The following is a 20,534-nucleotide window of genomic DNA, read 5'->3' on the forward strand; positions in this document are numbered from 1 at the left end:
CCAAAGCCTAGTGAGACAGATGCGCCACGACCTGCCTTTGATGCGGATGGTCGCGGTGCTCGAACAGGTAGAGACCCTGCCATGTACCCAAGGCCAGTTGCCCCTGCTGCACCGGAATACCCAGCGACACCGGCATCATCGCGGCCTTGATATGGGCGGGCATGTCGTCGGGGCCTTCATAGATGTGGGTCAGGTAGGACATGGCCGGATCGGTCGTGGGCGGCACCAGACGCGCGAAGAAGTTGCGCAGGTCGGTTTGCACCTCGGGGTCGGCGTTTTCCTGAATAAGCAGCGAGCACGAGGTATGGCGCACAAACAGCGTGAGCAGCCCGTCTTTGGCGGGTTGCTTGGCGAGCCAGCCCTGCACGTCGCGGGTAAACTCGTACAGGCCCTGCCCTTGGGTAGCGATGGTGAATGTGGTCATTGCGGCTCCAAGTGACCTTTGTAGTGCACGATCAACGCACCGGTGGGCAAGCTGAGGCGCACGTCAAAGCGGAAACGGCCTTCGGCATCCACGCTCTCGCGGGTCTCGCTGATCGGGGTGAGGAAGCGCGGGATCGGGATGATCCCGAAGGCGCGTCCTTTGGTGACAGGGAAGAGCAGCTCACCGTCGCTCACGGTCAGATCAAGCCCGAAGGTCAGGGGGCCGAACGTCTCGGTCATACCCGTGAGCGGATCGTAGCGCAGAACGGAGCGGAAGGTTTTGCCCCCCATATCGCGCGTCCATTTTTCGGATTGCCCGTCAGCCACAATCTCGACCTTTGCTGGCACTTGACCGCCCTTGAGCGGGACCCCCCCGCAGATGGCCGCGATCTTGCCAAACAGCGTCGTGGCCGTCTCGATATTCGCCGCACCTTTGAACCGTGCCACATGGGCCGGACTATGCAACGCCTTCACGGGCTGCGGCAGATCGTCGAAATCTACGCCCAGCGCTTGCGCGAAAATCGGGGTCAGGTCGCGGTCACGCCGCTCGAACCTTGCGTAGATGGTCGCCAACTGCGCTTCGGCCTCCGCACGGGTGAATGCGGCCAAGGCGGGGTGCGCACCAGCGGGGGCTTGTCCGGAAAGAAGCTGATCCAGCAGGATCGCGGCGGGTTGCACGGGTGTCTTGGGGCCGTGGCCATCAGGGATGATCATGTCCCAGACGCGTTCTTGACGGATGCCCCCGACACGACCTTGCACGCGCACCCTCATACCACCCGCGTCGGAGCCAAACCCTAGGAACTGGTTGGACAGCGCAAGCAACGGTTTCGAAAGACGGTCCAGCGAGGTGATACCGAGGGTGGGGACGATATAGCGCGCGACGCTCAGGGCGCGGTGGAACAGCGGCAGCTCCAGCCCTGCGCGTGCCGTGACAGTCGCTGCGTTGAAATACTGTGGAAACAAGGCAGCATCCGGCGTGTTCACCAGTGCAGCGAGGCGTGGCTTCAGCTTTGTGTCGCCAACCTGCGGTGCCACGCGGGTGCTGTCTGCCCAGCCATAGGCGGTCTCGATCCGCACGCCACGACTGCGCGGGAACGGTCTGCCCACCTGCCCCAAGATCGCCTGCATGACAGACAGACCCCGCGGGGTTTTATTGCCGGGGACGATGGAGGTCTCAATCAGCTCGATGTCGTCGAGACCGACGCTTAAATCCGCAGCAATGGCGGACGACAAGGCAGGCGTCGTCGACGCGCCCGACCAAGCGCAAAGGCCCTTTTCCTTTGCCAAGGCGTCCAGAGCAATGATCCCCGCCACAAACTCCGCGCCGTCCGCAATATCGAGGTAATGCGCCCCTGAGTTCAGCACGGCCTCGGCAAAGGCATAAGGTGCTGCGCCGTAGCTTTGAAACGGGCCGGAGCAGTCGATGACGGCGAATGGCTTAAGTTGCGTCAGAGCGGTCGTCACCGCTTTCAAATCCGTGCGGTCAAACGCAAGTGGCATGGCCCCCAGTTTTGTAGCCAAGGGGGTGAGCGCACTCAGGGTGCGGCCAGCAACGGTCAGGGCTATATCGTCGCGTGTGCTCAACTGGCGGGCAAGATGGCCCCCGAACAGGCCAGTGGCCCCGAGAAGGAGGACGGGTTCAGGCAAGGAAGCGATCCTGCACATCCGGCTTTGGTACAAGGCATGTATCGGTTTTGCCGAAGATTGTGTAGCGGTTGCGCGCAATGCGGTTGTAAAGCCAGTCAGCAACAGGGCGCGGTAGCACGCGCACCACTTGGGCGACGCGCCATACACCGCCGAGCGCGCCCATGGCGGCGGCAAACGCATCGAGCTTGGTGTAAATGCGACCCTCCACGATGACAACATTCGTATCGTAATCCGCGGATTTCAGACCAAGATGGGCGTAGAGCGCCTCGCCCAGTTCCGATTGGGCAATCACGAATTTGAACCGTCCGGCATGATCATGCCTGAGCATGAATTTCAGGAACCCCGAGCACAGCACACAGACACCATCAAACACGACCACATCCGCGCCTTTGGTCAACGCCGTCACATGGGGGTCAGGATCAAACTGTGCCATATCAATCAGATAGGGTGGCACACGCAGCATTTGCATGTGGGGCGGTGTCGCAGGTCACTTACAGTCGTCCCACGCAAAGGACGCAGGGTCATAGCACAACCCTGCCGCCTCGCGCATAGCATAGAGCGCGTCGATATTGGTCACAACGCTCCCTGCATCGCATTGCACGGAGGCGATATGTTGCCCGTTTTGGAACACCTCTACCCCGCCCCTGACCTGCGCGTTTTCCGGAGTACGATCAACGGCACTTGAGACCTCATAGGTATATGTTCCGTTGTCCAAGGTCACCGCTTCCCAAATCGCCGAGCCCACACCGGGCCAAGGGGTGTAGCCGACCTGCAGGACCCTGCGGACCAGTTCAAGGTCGGGAGACCTGCCCACTTTGCCGAACCTGTAAAGAACGCTCGCGCCATCGGTGCAGAGGTCCAAGGCTTTAGCACCTTTACCGGAGGTGCAGCTCACGAGGGTGGTCATGTTGGGCGCGCAGTCGGCGACCGCGCTGGCCGGAACGCAGAGTGCAAATGCAAAGATCAGGTGACGGCGCATGGTGGATGCTCCAATGGCTGCTTATCAAACATATCAGGCAGCTTGATTTCGGTCAAAGTCGACGCTCTCAGCCGCGCGTAGGCTTGGGTGAAAAGGAGGATACCACTATGACAATGACTTCTGAGTATAAGGCCAAACTCCTCGCGCGTCGCGCTGAATTGGTCGAGCGCAGCGAAGAAGTAGAGGCCGAGCTGGACGCGCATAATTCCAAGGATTGGGAAGAACTGGCAGTAGAGCGCGAAACCGACGAAGTGCTGGAGGGCCTTGGCAACAACGCTGCCGCCGAGATCATCCGCATCGATGCGGCGCTCAAGCGGATCGAAGAAGGCCAGTTCGGCTTTTGCGTCAAATGCGATGACCAGATCAGTGCGGAGCGGTTGGAGCTTTTGCCCTACACCCCGTTTTGTCGCGATTGCGCCAAGTGAGTGGGCCGCAGACTTTCGAGGAAAGTCTGGACACAAATCCTCTTTGAGGATTTGTCGCCACGAACGGAAAAAGCGCCCCGCGGGGCGCTTTTGTTTTACTGGTCCAGAAAGCTGCGCAGTTTGCGCGACCGCGACGGGTGCTTAAGTTTTCGCAGCGCCTTCGCCTCGATCTGGCGAATACGTTCGCGGGTCACAGAGAATTGCTGCCCTACTTCTTCCAAAGTGTGGTCGGTGTTCATGCCAATCCCGAACCGCATCCGCAGAACTCGTTCCTCGCGCGGGGTCAGGGATGACAGCACACGGGTTGTGGTCTCTTTGAGGTTTTCCTGAATGGCGCTGTCCAAAGGCAGCACGGCATTCTTGTCCTCGATGAAATCGCCAAGCTGTGAATCTTCCTCGTCGCCGATTGGCGTCTCAAGGCTGATCGGCTCTTTCGCGATCTTCATCACCTTACGCACTTTTTCGAGCGGCATTTGCAGCTTCTCGGCCAATTCTTCCGGCGTCGGCTCGCGACCGATTTCGTGAAGCATCTGGCGACCGGTGCGAACCAGCTTGTTGATCGTCTCGATCATATGGACCGGAATACGGATGGTGCGGGCTTGGTCGGCGATCGAGCGTGTGATTGCCTGACGGATCCACCATGTCGCATAGGTCGAGAACTTGTAGCCGCGGCGGTATTCGAACTTGTCCACGGCCTTCATCAAGCCGATGTTACCCTCTTGGATGAGGTCAAGGAATTGCAGGCCGCGATTGGTATATTTCTTGGCGATGGAGATCACGAGACGCAGGTTGGCCTCGACCATTTCCTTCTTGGCCTGACGGGCTTCTTTCTCGCCCTTTTGAACCTGCTGCACGATACGGCGGAATTCGGTGATGTCGACGCCGACATATTGACCGACTTGGGCCATCTCGGCGCGCAGGTCTTCCACCTTCTCGCGGGAGCGTTCGATCAGCGCAGTCCAGCCACGGCCGGTTTTCGCAGTGATGCGTTCTACCCAGCCGGGGTCCAGCTCGTAGCCGCGATACTCGTCGATAAACTCGCGACGGTTGATGCGGGCTTGGTCGGCCAGTTTCACCATGCTCGAGTCGATGGACATGATGCGGCGGTTGATGCCGTAGAGCTGGTCGATCAGCGCTTCGATACGGTTGTTGTGCAGGTGAAGCGAGTTCACCATCGTCACGATTTCCGTCCGCAGCGCCTGATACGCGCCCTCTTCCTTTTTGGAGAAGGTGTCGTCGTGGTTAATCGCCGCCGAAATCCGCAGGTCCTGCATATCGGCCAGTTTCAGATAGTCGTTGGCGATTATGTCGAGAGTTTCGAGCACGCGCGGCTTGAGTGCGGCCTCCATCGCGGCAAGCGACATGTTGGCTTGCTCGTCCTCGTCATCATCATCATCGTCTTCTGTGGCGATCGGGTTGCCGTCTGCGTCGAGTTCTTGCGTGGCTTCGCCGGTCTTAGTTTCACCGCTGACCACCGGGGACGCGACTACGGCTTCGGTCTCTTCGCTTTCTTCTTCGAGCGTGTTGCCGAACGTGGTCTCGAGGTCGATCACGTCACGCAGCAAAATGTCCTCGGACAAAAGCTCGTCGCGCCAGATGGTAATAGCTTGAAAGGTCAGCGGGCTTTCACAAAGCCCCGCGATCATGGTGTTGCGGCCAGCTTCGATACGCTTGGCGATGGCGATTTCGCCTTCGCGGGACAAAAGCTCAACCGACCCCATTTCGCGCAAATACATGCGGACAGGGTCGTCGGTGCGATCCAGCACTTCGGTCGTCGACGTGGAGAGAACCACCTCTTTGGCAGCGCTGTCGACTTCGACCAAATCCTTGGTGCCGTCGTCCTCGGCCTCTTCTTCCTCGATAATGTTGATGCCCATTTCGGACAACATCGACATCACGTCTTCGATTTGCTCGGACGCCACCTGATCGGGAGGAAGCACCTGATTGAGTTGTTCGTAGGTGATGTAGCCGCGCACCCGCGCTTCGGCGATCATCTTCTTGACGGCGGCTTGGCTCATATCGAGGCCCGCTGCGGCATCCTCGCGCGCTTGCGTCTGATCGTCGGTGTCTTTGGCCATGAAATGCCTCCAAAAAAGCGCCTAGGGGTGATTCGCGCGAATCTACCCGAATCAATAGCGCGAATCAGAGTGATTCGCACGTCGGTTTATATGCGGGGCTCACTGCCCCTTCTTCACCCAAATCTCGCCATCGATGAGCGACTGCAAGTAGTCAGACATAGAGCCGCGATCCTCGCCGTCCCCCCCGTATGATATACCTTTGCTGCGCAGGGACGCATTGCGGGCTTCGGCGGCTTGTCCAACACGCCATGTCAGCGCCTCATCGGCCACGCCTGCAAGGTCTTCAACAGCATCTTCAATCTCGCGCTGGACCCCACGACGGGCCTCCAGCTTTGCCAGTTCTTCGGCCATCGTCATTCGGGTAAGTTTCAGGTCCGCCCCTGCCCTTACTGCGGGAGCAATTTGCACATGGCTAAGCGACCACAGCTTTTCAAGGGGGGCGTCACCGATCTCGGCGGTGAGAATGTTCTTAAGATGCTCCGCGTCGGTCTCGTCACTATGTCGCAACAACGCGGCCAGCATCTTGCGATGGTCTTCCCCGTGAAAATCCAGCGTCTCCAGATCGGACAGGAAATGGTTAAGCAGATCAGGATGCGCAATCAGAATCGCGAGGATCACCGCTTCGCGCATCCGTTCCTCAACATCGGTGCTTTGCGCCAGAAGCGAGTTCTTGGTCGACTGGACGGCCACCCCCTTGTCGGGGAACTTCCCTTTGCCCTTCCACGGCCCGCGATCACGATTTGGCTTCCACTCGCCTTCGCGGGGTGCAGGGTTCAGGTTGAACAACTCCGCCCGTAAGCGTTTGATCTCATGACCGTAATGGCTGCGCAAATTGCCATCGGAAATCTTGGTCAGCGCCGCCCGCAGCGACTGGTCAAGGGCAGATCGGCGTTCAGGGCTGTCGAAAACCTTGCCTTCGGTCTCGCGTTGCCAAAGCAAATGCACCAGCGGCTTGGAGTTTTCGACCAGCGCCCGCATGGCATCGACCCCTTGCTCCTTGATCAGATCATCGGGGTCCAGTCCTTCCGGCAGGATGCAAAAGCGCAAGGATTGACCGGCAGACAGCATCGGCAAAGCCAGATCAATCAGGCGCATGGCGGCCCTGAGGCCCGCTGTGTCACCATCAAGGGCGATGATCGGCTCGGGCGAGATACGCCACAAAAGCTGCAACTGCGTCTCGGTCACGGCCGTACCCAACGGCGCCACGGTCGACGCTAACCCCGCCGCCGTCAATGCGATCACGTCCATATAGCCCTCGGCCACGATCAGTGGCTCGCCTTTTCCTGCGGCCTCACGGGCGGGGCCGTGGTTGTAGAGGCTGCGGCCTTTGTCGAACAATTCGGTCTCGGGCGAGTTCAGGTATTTGGCGTTGTCATTAGGGTCCATCGCGCGGCCACCAAACGCGATGCAGCGTTTGCGAGGGTCGCGGATTGGGAACATGATGCGGTTGCGGAAGGTGTCATAAGGCTTGCCGCCCTTGGTCGAGGCTTTGGCCAGACCTGCGGCGAGGATCAACTCCTCCGACACGCCTTTGCCGGTCAGATGGTCCCACAGGTTTTGCCAGCCATCGGGGGCGAAACCGATATCGAACTGGTCTTGGGTCTGCTGCGAAAGCCCACGGTTGTTGATGTAATCGCGGGCCGCCGCCCCCGCGCCAGATTTCAGTTGCAACCGGTAGAACTGGACCGCCTGCTCCATCACCTCGGCCAGTTGTGTCCGGCGGTCGGATTTCTTTTGCGCCTGCGGGTCGCGGGCGGGCATGGTCATACCCGCCTCCCGCGCCATGATCTCGACCGCCTCCATGAAGGAGACGTTTTCGGTTTCCTGAATGAACCCGAGCGCGTCGCCTTTGGCTTGGCAGCCGAAGCAATAGTAATAGCCCTTGCGGTCGTCGACGTGAAAGCTGGCGGATTTTTCCTGATGGAACGGGCATGGCGCCCACATGTCGCCCTTGCCCGGATTGGACTTGCGCGTGTCCCACATGACCTTGCGCCCCACCACCTGAGAGATGGAGGTGCGTTCGCGCAATTCGTCAAGGAAACCGGGTGGCAAGCTCATGGACCAGAATATCGGGCCGCGCGGCCCCAAAGTCCAGTGATGCAGTTTATTATTCGTCGCGTCCTTAGTCGGGCAAAGCCGCCTGCGCAGTGACCGACACCATGACCTCACGCAACTCGTGCACCAGCGTTTTGGCGAAGGCGCGGAAGACCAAAATTTCAAAGCCATCTGCTCGTTTAACAATGATCGCTGTCATGTGGCCGACGAGAGAGCGGGCAACGTCGCCCTCGCCCATTCGACCCAAGTCGAGGGGGCAGACCCGCGCCATGACCTGTGGAGCGCTTTCGCCCGACAGCACCACCGCACACCACGCATCGGATTGGTCGGTGATCGCGGCAGACAGTTTGGGCGGAGTTGCACCTATCAAGAAATATTGCCCGCGGGCGGTCCACAGAATTTCAACGCCGCCTTTTGCAGTCCCTCGACCAACATCTGGCAAACCAACACCAGTAGCTTTCTTCAACGCAGCGGAGACTTTCGCCCCCTTGAACGGCGCGATAGAGTGCATCTCGCGCAGTGGCAGTTCGGTCAATGTCATTGAGCCTATGGTGACCGGAAGCAGCCCATCGGCGGCGGATTTTGCGATAAGATCAATCACGGGCTTTGCTCCCTTCAGGGTCGAGGAACACGGGGTGGCAAATCTCCACCTGCGTGGTGACATGGCGCAGATGGTCGACCAATTTTAGCTGTTCGCCATGTCGTTCGCGCCCGTTCTTGAGGAAGCCCAGACCGATCATCCCCAGCTGTGGCGAGAAGCCCACCGAGGTCGTGTAGCCCTGCTGGTTCTCACGGATGGGGTCGGCGTCAGACGCAAAGAAGAACGCGCCTGCGTTCAGCTCCTTGACCGCACCGACCGGTTTGAGGCCAACGAGTTCCTCGCGGTCCTCCATCAGGCCGGGTCGCATCGCGGCGGTTTTGCCGATGAAATCCTTCTTCTTGGACATCATCATGCCCATGCCGACATCACCCGCCGTCACGCGACCGTGGATTTCGGAATGGGTGAGGAAGCCTTTCTCGATGCGCATTACATTGAGCGCTTCCATCCCGTAAGCCCCACCACCCATCGCTTCAGCTTTGGCTAGCAAGCCTTTGAAAAAACTCTCTCCATAACGGGCAGGAACGGCCAACTCGTAGGCGTGTTCGCCAGAAAACGAGATGCGGAACAGGCGGGCTTTGACACCGCCGATGGCAACATCGCCGCAGCCCATGAAAGGCAAGTCAGGTGCCGCGTCTAGCACCTGCGACAACAGGTCTTTCGACTTGGGACCAGCGACCGCGAACTGCGCCCATGCTTCCGTCACGGAGAGAAACTGTACGTCAAGATCGGGGCGTAAGCATTGAGAAACAAACTCTAAATGCCGCATCACCTGCCCTGCGGCGGCGGTGGTCGTGGTCATCACGTAGTGGTTTTCGGCGATACAGGAGGTGGTGCCGTCGTCCATCACATGGCCGTCCTCGCGCAGCATGATGCCGTAGCGGACCTTGCCGGGTTTGAGGGTGGAAAACGTATTTATATAAAGAAAATCGAGGAATTTTCCTGCATCCGGCCCCTGAATGTCGATTTTTCCCAAGGTGGACACATCGGCAATCCCCACCGCCGAGCGCACCATGTTGACCTCTCGGTCACAGGACTGACGCCAGTGAGTTTCGCCGTCTTTGGGGAAGTAGCTGGGGCGGTACCACAAGCCCGCTTCGATCATCGGGGCGTTGATTTCACGGGATAATTCGTCGCTGGTGGTGAAGCGTTGAGGGGCGAAGCCGTGGCCTTGGCTGTAGGCTCCCATCGCGGCGATTGCGACGGGGGTATAAGGCGGGCGGAAGGTGGTTGTGCCGGTTTCGGGGATGCCACGACCGGTTGCATCAGCAAGTACGGCCAACGCGTTGACGTTGCTGTTTTTTCCCTGATCCGGCGCCATGCCTTGGGTGGTGTAGCGCTTCATATGCTCGACGGATTTGAAGTTCTCCTGCGCCGCGAGTTTCACGTCTTTGACGGTCACGTCATTCTGGAAATCGAGCCATGCGCGGCCCTTTCCGGGGACCGTCCAGAGCGGTCGGATTTGCGTCTGCGAAGCGTCGGCTTTCGGTATGGCAGGTGCGCGGCCTTCCAGCCCCAAAGACTTTAACACTTCCTTAGCGCGGAACACGCCGGATTTCAGGCATCCATGGGTGGAGAAGGTGCCACCAGCCGCCCCTGCCACCTCCATTCCCGGCACCATGTTCGGCACCGGAATGAAGGCGGCGATTTGCTCGTTCCATTGCGGACGCCCATTCATGTGGCAGGGCAAATGCACCGTCGGGTTGTAGCCGCCGGAGACGCCCAGACAATCGGCCATGATGTCGCCTGCGCCGGAGATCGTGACGCCCTCGACCCGCTTGCGGCCTTTGACATTGGTGACATGCGCGCCTTTGTAGATCGGGAAGTCGCCGGTGATGTCGGCATCCGCACGGCTGTCGACATAGGCCACGATATGCACGCCTGCTGCGGCCAGATCTTGCGCGGTGCGGAAGGCGTCGTCGTTATTGCCAAACAATGCCACGCGCTTGCCTGCGGCCACGCCATAGCGGTTCAGATACCCGCGCACGGCGCTCGCCATCATCACGCCGGGGCGGTCGTTGTTCTGGAACGCAATCGGGCGCTCCATCGCCCCTGCCGCGTAGACACAGCCTTTGGCGGCGATGCGCCAGAAAGTCTCCAACGGGGCGTCGCCCGCGTCTTGGACGTGATGGGAGACACGCTCCACCGCGCCGTAAGTGCCGCCGTCATAGGCCCCCGTCACCGTGGTGCGTTTCATCAGGCGGACGTTTTCCATCGCCGCCAGTTTGGCGATTTGGTCCTGCGCCCAGATGTGACCGGGCTTGCCGCCTATCTCGAAAGTCTCCGAGTTTAGGCGACCGCCGAAGATGAAATCCTCCTCGGCCAAAATCACCTGCGCGCCAGCTTTGGCGGCTGTGAGTGCCGCCATAATGCCAGCGGGGCCGGAGCCGATGACCAGCACATCGCAAAACGCGAAGGCTTTGTCGTAGCGGTCGGAGTTGTTCTCCATCGACAGGCGTCCAAGCCCTGCGGCGCGGCGGATGATCGGCTCGTATATCTTTTCCCAGAAGGCTTTGGGCCACATGAAGGTCTTGTAGTAGAAGCCCGCGCTGAGGAAGGGCGACACGAGGTCGTTCAACTCCAGCACGTCCCAGTCGAGACTTCCCCAGTGGTTTTGCGACCGAATATCGAGGCCGTTTACGAGTTCTTGACCTGTCAGCCGTAGGTTCGGGGTGATCTGATTGCCTTGGTGCAGCTCGACCAAGCCGTTCGGATCTTGGGTTCCGTCGGACATGAGGCCACGTGGGCGGTGGTATTTGAAGGAGCGCCCTACAAGGTGGACGTTATTTGCAAGGAGCGTTGACGCGAGCGTGTCGCCTTTGAAACCGGAATAGGTGTTGCCGTCGAAAGTGAAACTGCGCCGCTCTGCACGGTCGATGAGGCCCTTGGTGTCATGTCTCATTTCGTCACCTCACTGGCGAGTGTGACGCTGTGAATTTCATGGGTGGAGGTGTTGCGTTCCACCACCAGCCAGCTGGAGCAGCCCGCCTCGTGGTGCCAGAGGTCTTTCGTCACGCCCGCTGGGTTTTCGCGGATGTGGAGATATGTATGGATCGCGTCCAGATCGCCTTCGGCAGGACGATTGAGGTAATCGGAGGCACCGAGGTAATAGAACTCGCGCCGGTCACGGTCACCGCAGATGGGGCAGTTGATACGCATGTTTCGTCCTCAGTGCAGGTTGTGTTGAGAGCCGGTGCCCTCTTCGTCCATCAGGCCGTGGCCTGTGCGGAAGCGCTCGAATGTGTGTTTCTTGGCGACCTCGTGGGGTTTGTCCTCGGCCATCAGATGCGCCATGCACCAGCCGGACGCAGGGACAGCTTTGAAGCCGCCGTAGCACCAGCCGCAATCCATGTAGAGGCCGTCGACCTTGGTGCGGTCGATGATGAAAGAGCCATCGGGAGTCATGTCCATGATCCCACCCCAAGAGCGCAGCACTTTGGCCTTGCCGAGGGCGGGGACGAGGGCCATTCCGGCCTCCATCACATGCTCCATCATCGGCAGGTTGCCCCGTTGGGCGTAGCTTGCGTAGAAGTCGAGATCGCCGCCGAAGACCAAGCCGCCCTTGTCGGATTGGCTGAGGTAGAAGTGGCCCATGCCAAAGCTGACGACGTGATCGACTGTGGGTTTCAGGCCTTCCGAGACGAAGGCTTGCAGGATGTGGGATTCGATAGGGACGTCGAGGCCCGCCATCGCGGCGACTTGGGAGGAACGGCCTGCGACGACGATGCCGACGCGCTTGGCGCGGATTGCTCCGCGTGAGGTTTGGACGCCTTGGACCACGCCGTCTTTCACGTCGATGCCGGTGACCTCGCATTGCTGGATCAGGTCAACGCCAAGCTGATCGGCCGCGCGGGCGTAGCCCCATGCCACCGCATCGTGACGGGCGGTACCGCCGCGCGGGTGGTAGAGGCCGCCATAGACGGGGAAGCGGTGGTTTTCGAAATCGAGATACGGCAGGTGTTTGCGCACGCCTTCGCGGTCCAGCAGGATCGCGTCGTCGCCCTGGTTGCACATCATGTTGCCGCGCCGCGCGAAGGCGTCGCGCTGACCGTCGGAGTGGAACAGGTTAATCAGCCCCCGCCCCGAATGCATGGTGTTGTAGTTTAGATCCTGCTCCATGTTTTCCCACAGCTTGAGGGAGTGGGAGTAGAACTCGGAATTGCCCGGCATGAAATAGTTGGCGCGCACGATAGTGGTGTTGCGGCCAATGTTGCCGCCGCCGATATAGCCGCGCTCCAGCACCGCGATGTTCTTGATGCCGTGGTTCTTGGCCAGATAGTAAGCGGTCGCCAAGCCATGCCCACCGCCGCCGATGATGATCACGTCGTATTCGGATTTCGGTTCGGGGTCACGCCAGACGGGGCGCCAGCCCTTGTTTCCGGTCAGCCCCTCTTTGAGGATTTGGAAGGCGTTGTAGCCCATGGAAGTCTCCCGTGATCACCACGGGTAGAAAAACAGCAAAACGGGCAGAGCGAAAGGCCCTGCCCGACATTGATTTGTTGTGCAGCGACGAAAACGCCGCTTACGCTTAGCAGCTTGGCACGTTGGTGCCGTCATCCCATGACAGGCAAGATGCGAAGCGCGGTGAGGTTACCACGAAGTTTTCGAACACGCGGTGGCTCCAACCGACGTCGAAGGCGGGGTTATAGTCGGTGAAGGTTTCCACCAAAATCACCGTTTCGCCATCCGCCATCAATGGAACCCGGTCCTTAAACGCGGCTGTTCTGACCTTTGCGTTGGTTTGCGTCGACAATGTCCCTTTGCTTGACCGTGACCACAGCACCTCGTGATCAGTCCCGTCCCAGGTCAGGCTGGTCACACGCAGCGCGGAGCTGCCGGTTGTATAGGCAAGCCGATCGTATAACTGCTGAAGGTTGCCGATGTATCCTGTCGTAACGCCCTCGGTGCGCCGCGACAGAATATCGCCGATGGTATAAGTCGCTTTAAGAGCCATGTTGCGGTTCTTGAAGCCGTCGAAAAACACGAAGCTGCCGACGAACCACGCCAGTAGCAGGGGCATGATCAGAACGGCCTCGACCGTCGCGGATGCCCGTGTATCACGAATGAATCGTGCGAACGGGGCCAGTGAACGAGACATCAAATGTTTCATGATCCGCTCCCGACCCAGTTGTTCGGCTCGACCGAAAAGGCCGACATCGCGATCATGTTCAAGCGGTCAGGCGTTGAGTTGCGCGTCAGGAATGCGCCAAGGCCGGCAGACTCGAAGAACGGCTTGATCGACATACAAGCGCGCACGAATACGACTTCGTTACTTTTCGTCGGGCTATCAAATTGCGTGACCGGAATTACGTCATTTCCATAGTCTCTGCACTGCGCAGTTTCAGGAGGAAACGTCCAGCTCGCGCCAGACAAGTCAGACAGGCGCACCAGCTCGATCGTCACGTCGTTCAGGCAGTGGTTGGCCAAGATAACGGTCTGCGCGCACAACAATTGCTTCACCTGCTGCTTGGTGAAAGCGCGGTTCTCGGACAGACGCATTTCGCGTACCGAAATATCCAAGGCCCGATCAAACATCATGTAGCGCGTCATCAGCATACCCAGTTCGAAGATGACCATGAAGATTAAGAAGAACCCGGGAAAGATGATGGCGAATTCGATGGTGGCGTTGCCGTCTTCACGTCCCATAAGGCGGCGCCATGTCCGGACGAGCCGGGAAGGCTTGCGTTGCGTCATTGGATCAACCTCAACTGGTTAATGGTACGGGCGATGGCACCGAATGCATCACTAATTTCAACACCTTCAACAGCGTAGAAGTGGCTGTCCGAAGTTGCACAATTGCTCATCACGCCCTTGGCATACGGATTGTTGTTAATCTCGAACCCGATGGAGAAGATGACAATACCAGCGGTACGCGACGCCTCACAGATAGCTGCCAAACGGTTATCCGCCGTGCCAGAATTGTGTTTGCGGAAGTAATAGTCGCCGCGGCTGTTCGAGTAGACGTAGTTATAGAGGTAGTACCACAAGGTGTACTTGGCCCAGTGCGCGTATTCCGACGTCGAGTTGTAAGCCCAGTTCTTGATACGATACTGGTTTACATTCATCCCGTCAGTCATCAGCACGATAACCTTGACGGTTTCCTCATCGTCATAATTTGCAGGGCGGCCAGAAAAACTCGCATCGACATCACCGTCTGCAATCATCGACGAGACAACCGGACGCATGTTCGGATCCAGCAGCGCAGCAGCCCATTTCATCGCATAGTGGATGCCTGTCGCGGTCCGCGGCTCATAAGAGGCAATCACAGATTTCAGCGAGTTGTTGTTGTTCTGGAACGCCTTGATCTCTTCGCTGCCTTTGTCCGAACACCAAGGGTTCTGAATTTTGTAGTTATAAGCAGAGCCGTAGTATTTGCTGGAATATTCGTAGTGTTGCGCCTGCTCATATTGCTTGGAGAAGCTGAGCGGCACCGAGGTGAAGTCGCTCGCTTCGAATTCAATACAATAAGAGTAGTCATGCACCTGGTCGACGTTAAGCGCGCTAAACAATTTCTCGCCGGCATTGGTCTGACCCGTGTAAGGGATCATGGAAATCGACACCAAGTCTTCGGTATCTGGCGTGATCAGCGTATCGACGAACTCTTCCGCCGCGCTTTGCATGTTTTCGATCTTGTCATTGTCATCCATTGAGCCCGAAATATCGAGCACCAGTGAAATCTCGACATTGTTGATCCGCTCTTCGGCGGCACCACCGGCAGGCGCATCAATGCTCTCGATGCCCACCATGTTGAGGAACATGCTGTCCACTGTACTGGAGGCATTGGCCGTCACAGTGCGAAAGTTCAAACCCTGCTGAACATCAATCGTCAGGTCGTAATTGGTGAGCCCTGATTTCGCGAAATAGTCTTCGACGACATCCTCTGGGTCGTTGGTTTGGTCCAGATCAGCCGCCGCAAGAACGGCGCGGTCCAAAGTGGCCTGCAATCGCGTTCGCATGTTTTCATGGCGCATGAAGTCGATGGCCATGCCCGTCGCGATCAGCGTCATGAGAAAAATAACCAGTCCAAAAATGAGCATCGTGCCATTTTCTTCACGCGCAAAACCGCGCGTACGGCCGGTGAGCCGTTGCTTTATCTGGCCGAGCAGCCCAGATTTTTGCCCCGCATTCACAGGGGCGTTGTCACTAACTTTACGCATGTCACTCATGACTGCCCTTCCTTGGTGCCAGCACGCACCGATGTCCCCGGACGCAATTCGTCCAACAGCCAATAAGCATGAGTACTATGGCTATAATTTGACGAACTTGGGCGAAATTAGGGCCGTTAACAGGTGTTTTCAGCAACTTTTCAGTGGTTTAGCGGGCATTGTTCCCGCAAGCGAACCAATGGGCAGGGTTATCCACGGAATCAGTTCAACACATCACATAAATATTAATAACCACTTACTTTACTAGGAGACCCTCTCTAGGCTGATTTTTTATATCGCCTATTTCTTAAGCGATTTATTAACACCTGCCGTGACAGGAGAGATGCCATGAGCACACCAAACGAACCCTCCTTCCGTGAATCCGTCGAATTGATGTTCAATCGGGCTGTCGCCCTGATGGACCTGAAGCCGGGGTTGGAAAACAAAATTAGAGTCTGCAACGCGACCTACACCGTCCGCTTCGGCGTCCGGTTGCGGGGGCAGATACACACATTCACCGGCTACCGCGCGGTGCATTCCGAGCATATGGAGCCGGTTAAAGGCGGCATCCGATTTGCCCCCAACGTCCACCAGGATGAGGTCGAAGCGCTTGCGGCGTTGATGACTTTCAAATGCGCGCTGGTCGAAACACCGTTCGGCGGGTCCAAAGGCGGGCTTTGTATTGATCCCCGCGAATGGGACGAGCATGAACTGGAACAGATCACCCGCCGCTTTGCCTATGAATTGGCAAAGCGCGACCTGATCCACCCCAGCCAAAACGTGCCCGCCCCCGACATGGGCACCGGCGAGCGCGAAATGGCGTGGATCGCCGACCAATACGCGCGGATGAACACCACTGACATCAACGCCCGCGCCTGTGTGACGGGCAAACCGCTGAATGCCGGTGGTATCGCGGGGCGCGTGGAAGCCACAGGTCGTGGCGTTCAATATGCGTTGCAGGAGTTCTTCCGCTATCCCGAGGATATCGCCATGGCGGGCCTCTCCGGGTCACTTGAGGGCAAGAGGATCATCGTTCAGGGCCTCGGAAATGTGGGGTACCACGCCGCGAAGTTCCTGTCTGAGGAAGACGGCTCCATCATCGTTGGCATCATTGAACGCGACGGCGCCCTGACCAACGAGAGTGGCCTGAATGTTGAAGCCGTGCGCGCGTGGATCGCCGAACATGGCGGCGTCAAAGATTGCCCTGAGGGTACTTATGTCGAGGATGGCGCAAGCATTCTTGAAGCGCCTTGCGACATCATGATCCCGGCGGCACTTGAAGGGGTTATCAACCTGTCTAACGCCTCCCGCGTGCAGGCCCCGTTGATCATCGAGGCCGCCAATGGCCCGATCACCTCTGGCGCCGACGAAGTTTTGCGTAAGAAAGGCTGCGTCATCATCCCCGACCTCTATGCAAACGCAGGCGGTGTGACGGTGTCCTATTTCGAATGGGTCAAGAACCTGAGCCACATCCGCTTTGGCCGGATGGGCAAACGTCAAGAAGAGGCGCAACACCTGCTGCTGATCAACGAATTGGAGCGCCTGTCTGCGGATAAGGAACTTGGCTGGGAGCTAAGCCCCGACTTCAAAACCCGCTTCCTGCGCGGCGCGGGGGAGATCGAGCTGGTGCGCTCCGGCCTAGATGACACGATGCGCACTGCCTATCAGGCGATGCGCGCCGTGTGGCACGGGCGTGATGATGTCGAAGACCTGCGGATCGCGGCCTATCTTGTGGCGATAGATCGCATCGCAAGCAGCTATCGCGCCAAAGGTCTGTAAATCAATCCGGGCGGGGTGCGACAGCGCCCTGCCCGACCCTACCTAATGCCGTCCAGATCAACCAACCCGTCTCGGGTCGCGATCATCGCCGCCATCGTGTCGGCCATCAACTTGCCTTCTGCACCAGACGTTAACCCGCCGACACCGACGCGCTTGCCAAAACGCCACCACAAACCCGGTGCCCATGTGTTCGGATAAGCGACCTTCAACGTGACCAGAAACCCGTTTGACGGCTTGAACGCGAAGAAACTGCGGTCCACCTTCAGCACATCCTCCATGCGGAAAATCACCCTGCCGTCAGATAAACGCAATTCTTCCTCGGTCAGCTCAATCATGTGGCCCGTGACGTCCCACATTTTGTAGCCACCGTAGATCGAAGCGGCGCCAATCGCGACCAGCAGAAAGACCAAGTGAAGCCCCTCCGGCGGCTGCGCGATCACGAGATAAAACAGCAGCGCACCCAACGCATATAGAACCACCGTGCCAAACATGCGGCGCGGCGCCGACGGGATTAATCCGGCAATAACCTCGGAGGGGGTGTCGGTCTTAGGGTCAGACATGAGTTCACTTCCTGTTGCGCCCGTCCCGCTTAGCGCGCGGCACCGCTAGATGCCAGCCCTTCAACCGCGGTTCGGGACCACCTCGTAGCCCTCCTCCTCCGGCTCATCATCCACCATTTCCGCCGGAAAGCCGGGCGTTGTGACGTCGAGGCCCGTCACGTCCTCGAGCCGCTTGATGATATTCGGCGACAACTCGCGCGGGCCATAGCGCTCGATCCCGTCTTTAAGGATCTGGATCATCAGCGGGTTCATTTCCAATGGCACACCAGCGCGGTCCGCAACATTCTGAAACAGCCCGATATCCTTCAAGACAAGGTCCATGGTGAAAGATATATCGCGCGAACCATTGAGAATAACCTGACTTTCAGTCTCATGGACGAAGGACGTTCCAGAGGAGATCTTCATCGCCTCGTAGGCCACGTTCAGATCCATTCCCGCGCCTCTGGCGACAGTCAATGCCTCTGCGCAGGTGATCAGGTTGGCGGTCGCCAGATAGTTGGTCAGAACTTTCAAGACCGAAGCAGATCCCAAATCCCCGGTATGCAAAACTCGGCGACCCATTGTGGTCAACAAGGGCAATATCCGCTCGAACGTGGCGCGGTCGCAGCCAGCGAAGATCGAAATATTGCCAGTATCGGCACGGTGACAGCCCCCCGAGACAGGGCAATCCACCGCCGCCGCACCGGTGACCATGACTTTGGCCCCCAAGCGTTTCACCTCTGCTTCATCAGTCGTGGACATCTCGAGCCAGATTTTGCCGGGACCGGTGGCTTCCAACAATCCGCCTTCACCTTCAACCACTTCGGCCGAAATTGTCGGGTGTGGCAAACAGGTTACCACCACGTCGCAGGCTTCCATAAGCGCGCGCGGGCTGTCCGCGGACTTCGCGCCCTTGGCTACGGCGGCTGCCACCAACCCCTCGTCCAGATCGCGCACGGTGACGTCATGCCCGTTGCGAAGAAGCGAGCCCGACAGCTTGCCCCCGACATTACCCAACCCGATAAACCCTATTCGCATAATCCGCCTCCTTGATTTCCAACGCGAAAATGAAAGACGACCAGCGACCGGTCTATCCCAAAGCCGACACTATGCGCTCGCGATCGGGTCGTGCGTAGCGACACGTTCATTAAACCGGCGCGTTAGATGTAGCCGCGCCAGCGCAGCACCGCGAGGGCGACGGCTGCGATCAAGATGACCTGCACGATCACGCTGGCAGCGAACCCGAAGAGGGCCTTGGTTTTCAGGGCCCTCTCGTCGATGTTTTCCAAATACATCAAGCAGGTATCATAGGCGGCGCTGACCTGCTGCGGATCAAGGCGTAGCAGCATCTTTGGCTCTTGGGCCATGCTTTCCGCGTTCACCAGCTCTTTCGCTGCCCGCCTCACGCGGCGTGGCAAAGCACGACCAGCACGCCGCACACGCGCCTCAAGCGACGCGCCACGCATCCCGAGTTTCTCGTGCAACAGCGCCGAAATCCGCGCTACCAATTGATCAACGACTACCTTTTCCATATCTCCTCTTAGCCCACTTCCACGGGCGGCGGGAAGCTGCTAGTGCTTTGTTTATGCTTAATTACACCACATATGGCGCAACGGGCGCTGCGCGGCCCCTGCTTATTGCCCACGGATTGTTCGGCTCTGGCCGCAATTGGGGGGTAATTGCGAAGCGCTTGTCCGACCGTGGAGAGGTAAACACCGTCGACATGCGCAACCATGCGCATAGCTTTTGGGACGACAGCCACAGCTACGAGGCCCTTGCCGCCGATCTGGCGCAAGTCGTTGAAAAGACAGGCGCTCCGGCAGATGTGCTGGGCCATTCCATGGGCGGCAAGGCGGCGATGGTGCTGGCGGTGATGCGGCCTGAGCTGGTGAACAAGCTGGTCGTCGCGGATATTGCGCCGGTGACCTACGCGCATACCCAGATGGGTCCGATCGAGGCGATGCGGCAGGTGGACTTTGCGTCGGTCGAGCGGCGCTCGGACGTGTTGGAGCAGATGACGCAACTGGAGGTTGGTCTGCCTGAATTTCTGGCGCAATCCGTTGACGTTGCCGAGAAGAAATGGCGACTGAACCTTGATGTCCTGACCGCCGAGATGGGCAAGATCATCGGCTTCCCCGATATAGCAGGCAGCTTTGACGGCGACACGCTGTTCCTGTCCGGCGGCGCATCCGACTATGTCACGCGGGACCACCGCGCGATCATCAAGCCCCTGTTCCCGAACGCCAAATTCGCCAAAATCCCCGGCGCGGGGCATTGGCTGCACGCGCAAAAGCCGCGTGAGTTCGAGGCGAATGTCAGGGCGTTTCTGGACCGGGCCTAGACGATCTTGGCGGTGATTTGCTTGACCAGCCACCACGTCGCGGGGATGGAAATCACGAAGCCCACGGCGGCGGCAATTACGATCGGCATCCACGTGTCGTAGCCCATGGACAACACCGCGATGACGCCAATCCCCGCAAGGGTGGTGGAGGTCATCGAAAAGAGAATTGCGGCGAGACGGAACATGGGGCTTACTCCTTGGTCGTGGTTTACGCGGCAGTCTATAGCGCGCCGCGTGTCGTGAAACTTTGATCTGGGTCATGCGGGGGACACACGGTGGCGAGGTCATACCGAGCAGCGCGTGACGCCGCTGGAATTCACGCGCGGAGCTTGGTAAACTTGGCCGAGGAAGAAGCAGAAAGGATCACCCAGATGATCACGCGATTGAGTTTGATAGGCCTAGCTTTAGTGTTCGCGCTGGCAGGCTGCGAGACGGTTGACGGCATCGGCCAAGACGTCAGCGGAGCGGCGCGGGCGGTGAAGCGGGCGTTGTAGTCGGGGGAGTGCTGGGAAGTTTGCCATCCCA

At 58.8% G+C, this 20,534-nt stretch carries 21 protein-coding genes; 4 read left to right on the plus strand and 17 right to left on the minus strand.

All coding sequences use genetic code 11. From position 1 onward, the window contains the following. Positions 1 to 7: 7 nt before the first annotated feature. From BCF46_RS03170 to BCF46_RS03185, 4 genes are read right to left on the minus strand one after another with little or no spacing between them, the layout of a single operon-like run. On the minus strand, positions 8 to 424 hold the full coding sequence (locus BCF46_RS03170) for a secondary thiamine-phosphate synthase enzyme YjbQ (RefSeq protein ID WP_121021618.1): 417 nt from the start codon (positions 422 to 424) through the stop codon (positions 8 to 10). After that, the gene (locus BCF46_RS03175; protein WP_170157847.1) at positions 421 to 2,070 is read right to left on the minus strand and encodes a saccharopine dehydrogenase family protein; all 1,650 of its coding nucleotides are present in this window, start codon (positions 2,068 to 2,070) and stop codon (positions 421 to 423) included. Before BCF46_RS03175 ends, BCF46_RS03170 begins: the two co-directional genes overlap by 4 nt. Continuing rightward, on the minus strand, positions 2,063 to 2,539 hold the full coding sequence (locus tag BCF46_RS03180; protein ID WP_342768406.1) for a thiol-disulfide oxidoreductase DCC family protein: 477 nt from the start codon (positions 2,537 to 2,539) through the stop codon (positions 2,063 to 2,065). The genes BCF46_RS03175 and BCF46_RS03180 overlap by 8 nt, the downstream gene beginning before the upstream one ends. A gap of 18 nt (positions 2,540 to 2,557) precedes the next feature. Continuing rightward, the gene (locus BCF46_RS03185) at positions 2,558 to 3,049 is read right to left on the minus strand and encodes a hypothetical protein (protein ID WP_121021622.1); all 492 of its coding nucleotides are present in this window, start codon (positions 3,047 to 3,049) and stop codon (positions 2,558 to 2,560) included. A 107-nt stretch (positions 3,050 to 3,156) separates the two neighbouring features. Here BCF46_RS03185 and BCF46_RS03190 point away from each other — a divergent pair, with 107 nt between their 5' ends. Continuing rightward, a complete protein-coding gene (locus BCF46_RS03190) occupies positions 3,157 to 3,474 on the plus strand; it encodes a TraR/DksA family transcriptional regulator (protein ID WP_121022273.1) in 318 nt (105 codons plus the stop codon). A 95-nt stretch (positions 3,475 to 3,569) separates the two neighbouring features. On the opposite strand, the gene rpoD is transcribed toward BCF46_RS03190, so the two are convergent. From rpoD to BCF46_RS03235, 9 genes are all read right to left on the minus strand, one after another. Continuing rightward, entirely contained in the window at positions 3,570 to 5,552 is a 1,983-nt protein-coding gene (gene rpoD, locus BCF46_RS03195; protein WP_121021624.1) for an RNA polymerase sigma factor RpoD, read from the minus strand. Positions 5,553 to 5,651: 99 nt separating this feature from the next. Beyond that, entirely contained in the window at positions 5,652 to 7,610 is a 1,959-nt protein-coding gene (gene dnaG, locus BCF46_RS03200) for a DNA primase (RefSeq protein WP_121021626.1), read from the minus strand. Between the two features lie 64 nt (positions 7,611 to 7,674). After that, positions 7,675 to 8,208 carry a sarcosine oxidase subunit gamma gene (locus BCF46_RS03205; protein WP_170157848.1) on the minus strand — a complete coding sequence of 178 codons (534 nt, stop codon included), beginning with the start codon at positions 8,206 to 8,208 and terminating at the stop codon, positions 7,675 to 7,677. Next, positions 8,201 to 11,107 (minus strand): sarcosine oxidase subunit alpha family protein, encoded by a 2,907-nt coding sequence (locus tag BCF46_RS03210; RefSeq protein WP_121021631.1) that lies wholly within the window; start codon positions 11,105 to 11,107, stop codon positions 8,201 to 8,203. Before BCF46_RS03210 ends, BCF46_RS03205 begins: the two co-directional genes overlap by 8 nt. Beyond that, positions 11,104 to 11,364 (minus strand): sarcosine oxidase subunit delta, encoded by a 261-nt coding sequence (locus BCF46_RS03215; RefSeq protein WP_121021633.1) that lies wholly within the window; start codon positions 11,362 to 11,364, stop codon positions 11,104 to 11,106. The genes BCF46_RS03210 and BCF46_RS03215 overlap by 4 nt, the downstream gene beginning before the upstream one ends. A 9-nt stretch (positions 11,365 to 11,373) precedes the next feature. Beyond that, complete coding sequence (locus BCF46_RS03220) at positions 11,374 to 12,627, minus strand: sarcosine oxidase subunit beta family protein (protein WP_121021635.1); 1,254 nt, start codon at positions 12,625 to 12,627, stop codon at positions 11,374 to 11,376. 106 nt (positions 12,628 to 12,733) lie between these two features. Beyond that, positions 12,734 to 13,315: a TadE/TadG family type IV pilus assembly protein gene (locus tag BCF46_RS03225; protein WP_121021637.1), complete on the minus strand. Its 582-nt coding sequence runs from the start codon at positions 13,313 to 13,315 to the stop codon at positions 12,734 to 12,736. Then, the gene (locus tag BCF46_RS03230) at positions 13,312 to 13,851 is read right to left on the minus strand and encodes a TadE/TadG family type IV pilus assembly protein (RefSeq protein WP_170157849.1); all 540 of its coding nucleotides are present in this window, start codon (positions 13,849 to 13,851) and stop codon (positions 13,312 to 13,314) included. The genes BCF46_RS03225 and BCF46_RS03230 overlap by 4 nt, the downstream gene beginning before the upstream one ends. Positions 13,852 to 13,895: 44 nt before the next feature. Then, the gene (locus BCF46_RS03235) at positions 13,896 to 15,371 is read right to left on the minus strand and encodes a TadE/TadG family type IV pilus assembly protein (protein WP_121021641.1); all 1,476 of its coding nucleotides are present in this window, start codon (positions 15,369 to 15,371) and stop codon (positions 13,896 to 13,898) included. Between the two features lie 327 nt (positions 15,372 to 15,698). Here BCF46_RS03235 and BCF46_RS03240 point away from each other — a divergent pair, with 327 nt between their 5' ends. Beyond that, positions 15,699 to 17,129: a Glu/Leu/Phe/Val family dehydrogenase gene (locus tag BCF46_RS03240; RefSeq protein WP_121021643.1), complete on the plus strand. Its 1,431-nt coding sequence runs from the start codon at positions 15,699 to 15,701 to the stop codon at positions 17,127 to 17,129. Positions 17,130 to 17,167: 38 nt separating this feature from the next. On the opposite strand, the gene BCF46_RS03245 is transcribed toward BCF46_RS03240, so the two are convergent. The 3 genes from BCF46_RS03245 to BCF46_RS03255 form a co-directional block, all read right to left on the minus strand. Continuing rightward, entirely contained in the window at positions 17,168 to 17,689 is a 522-nt protein-coding gene (locus BCF46_RS03245; RefSeq protein WP_121021645.1) for a hypothetical protein, read from the minus strand. Positions 17,690 to 17,749: 60 nt separating this feature from the next. Beyond that, on the minus strand, positions 17,750 to 18,706 hold the full coding sequence (locus BCF46_RS03250) for an NAD(P)-dependent oxidoreductase (RefSeq protein ID WP_121021647.1): 957 nt from the start codon (positions 18,704 to 18,706) through the stop codon (positions 17,750 to 17,752). 122 nt (positions 18,707 to 18,828) lie between these two features. Continuing rightward, on the minus strand, positions 18,829 to 19,200 hold the full coding sequence (locus tag BCF46_RS03255; protein WP_121021649.1) for a hypothetical protein: 372 nt from the start codon (positions 19,198 to 19,200) through the stop codon (positions 18,829 to 18,831). A 53-nt stretch (positions 19,201 to 19,253) separates the two neighbouring features. Here BCF46_RS03255 and BCF46_RS03260 point away from each other — a divergent pair, with 53 nt between their 5' ends. Then, on the plus strand, positions 19,254 to 20,009 hold the full coding sequence (locus BCF46_RS03260) for an alpha/beta fold hydrolase (protein ID WP_121021652.1): 756 nt from the start codon (positions 19,254 to 19,256) through the stop codon (positions 20,007 to 20,009). On the opposite strand, the gene BCF46_RS03265 is transcribed toward BCF46_RS03260, so the two are convergent. Continuing rightward, entirely contained in the window at positions 20,006 to 20,194 is a 189-nt protein-coding gene (locus BCF46_RS03265) for a CTP synthetase (RefSeq protein WP_121021654.1), read from the minus strand. The two genes, BCF46_RS03260 and BCF46_RS03265, sit on opposite strands and share 4 nt — an antisense overlap. A gap of 90 nt (positions 20,195 to 20,284) precedes the next feature. Here BCF46_RS03265 and BCF46_RS20155 point away from each other — a divergent pair, with 90 nt between their 5' ends. Continuing rightward, positions 20,285 to 20,503 (plus strand): hypothetical protein, encoded by a 219-nt coding sequence (locus BCF46_RS20155; RefSeq protein WP_121021656.1) that lies wholly within the window; start codon positions 20,285 to 20,287, stop codon positions 20,501 to 20,503. Positions 20,504 to 20,534 lie beyond the last annotated feature (31 nt).

The organism is Litoreibacter meonggei (assembly GCF_003663885.1).
GTDB classification, from domain to species: Bacteria; Pseudomonadota; Alphaproteobacteria; order Rhodobacterales; family Rhodobacteraceae; genus Litoreibacter; species Litoreibacter meonggei.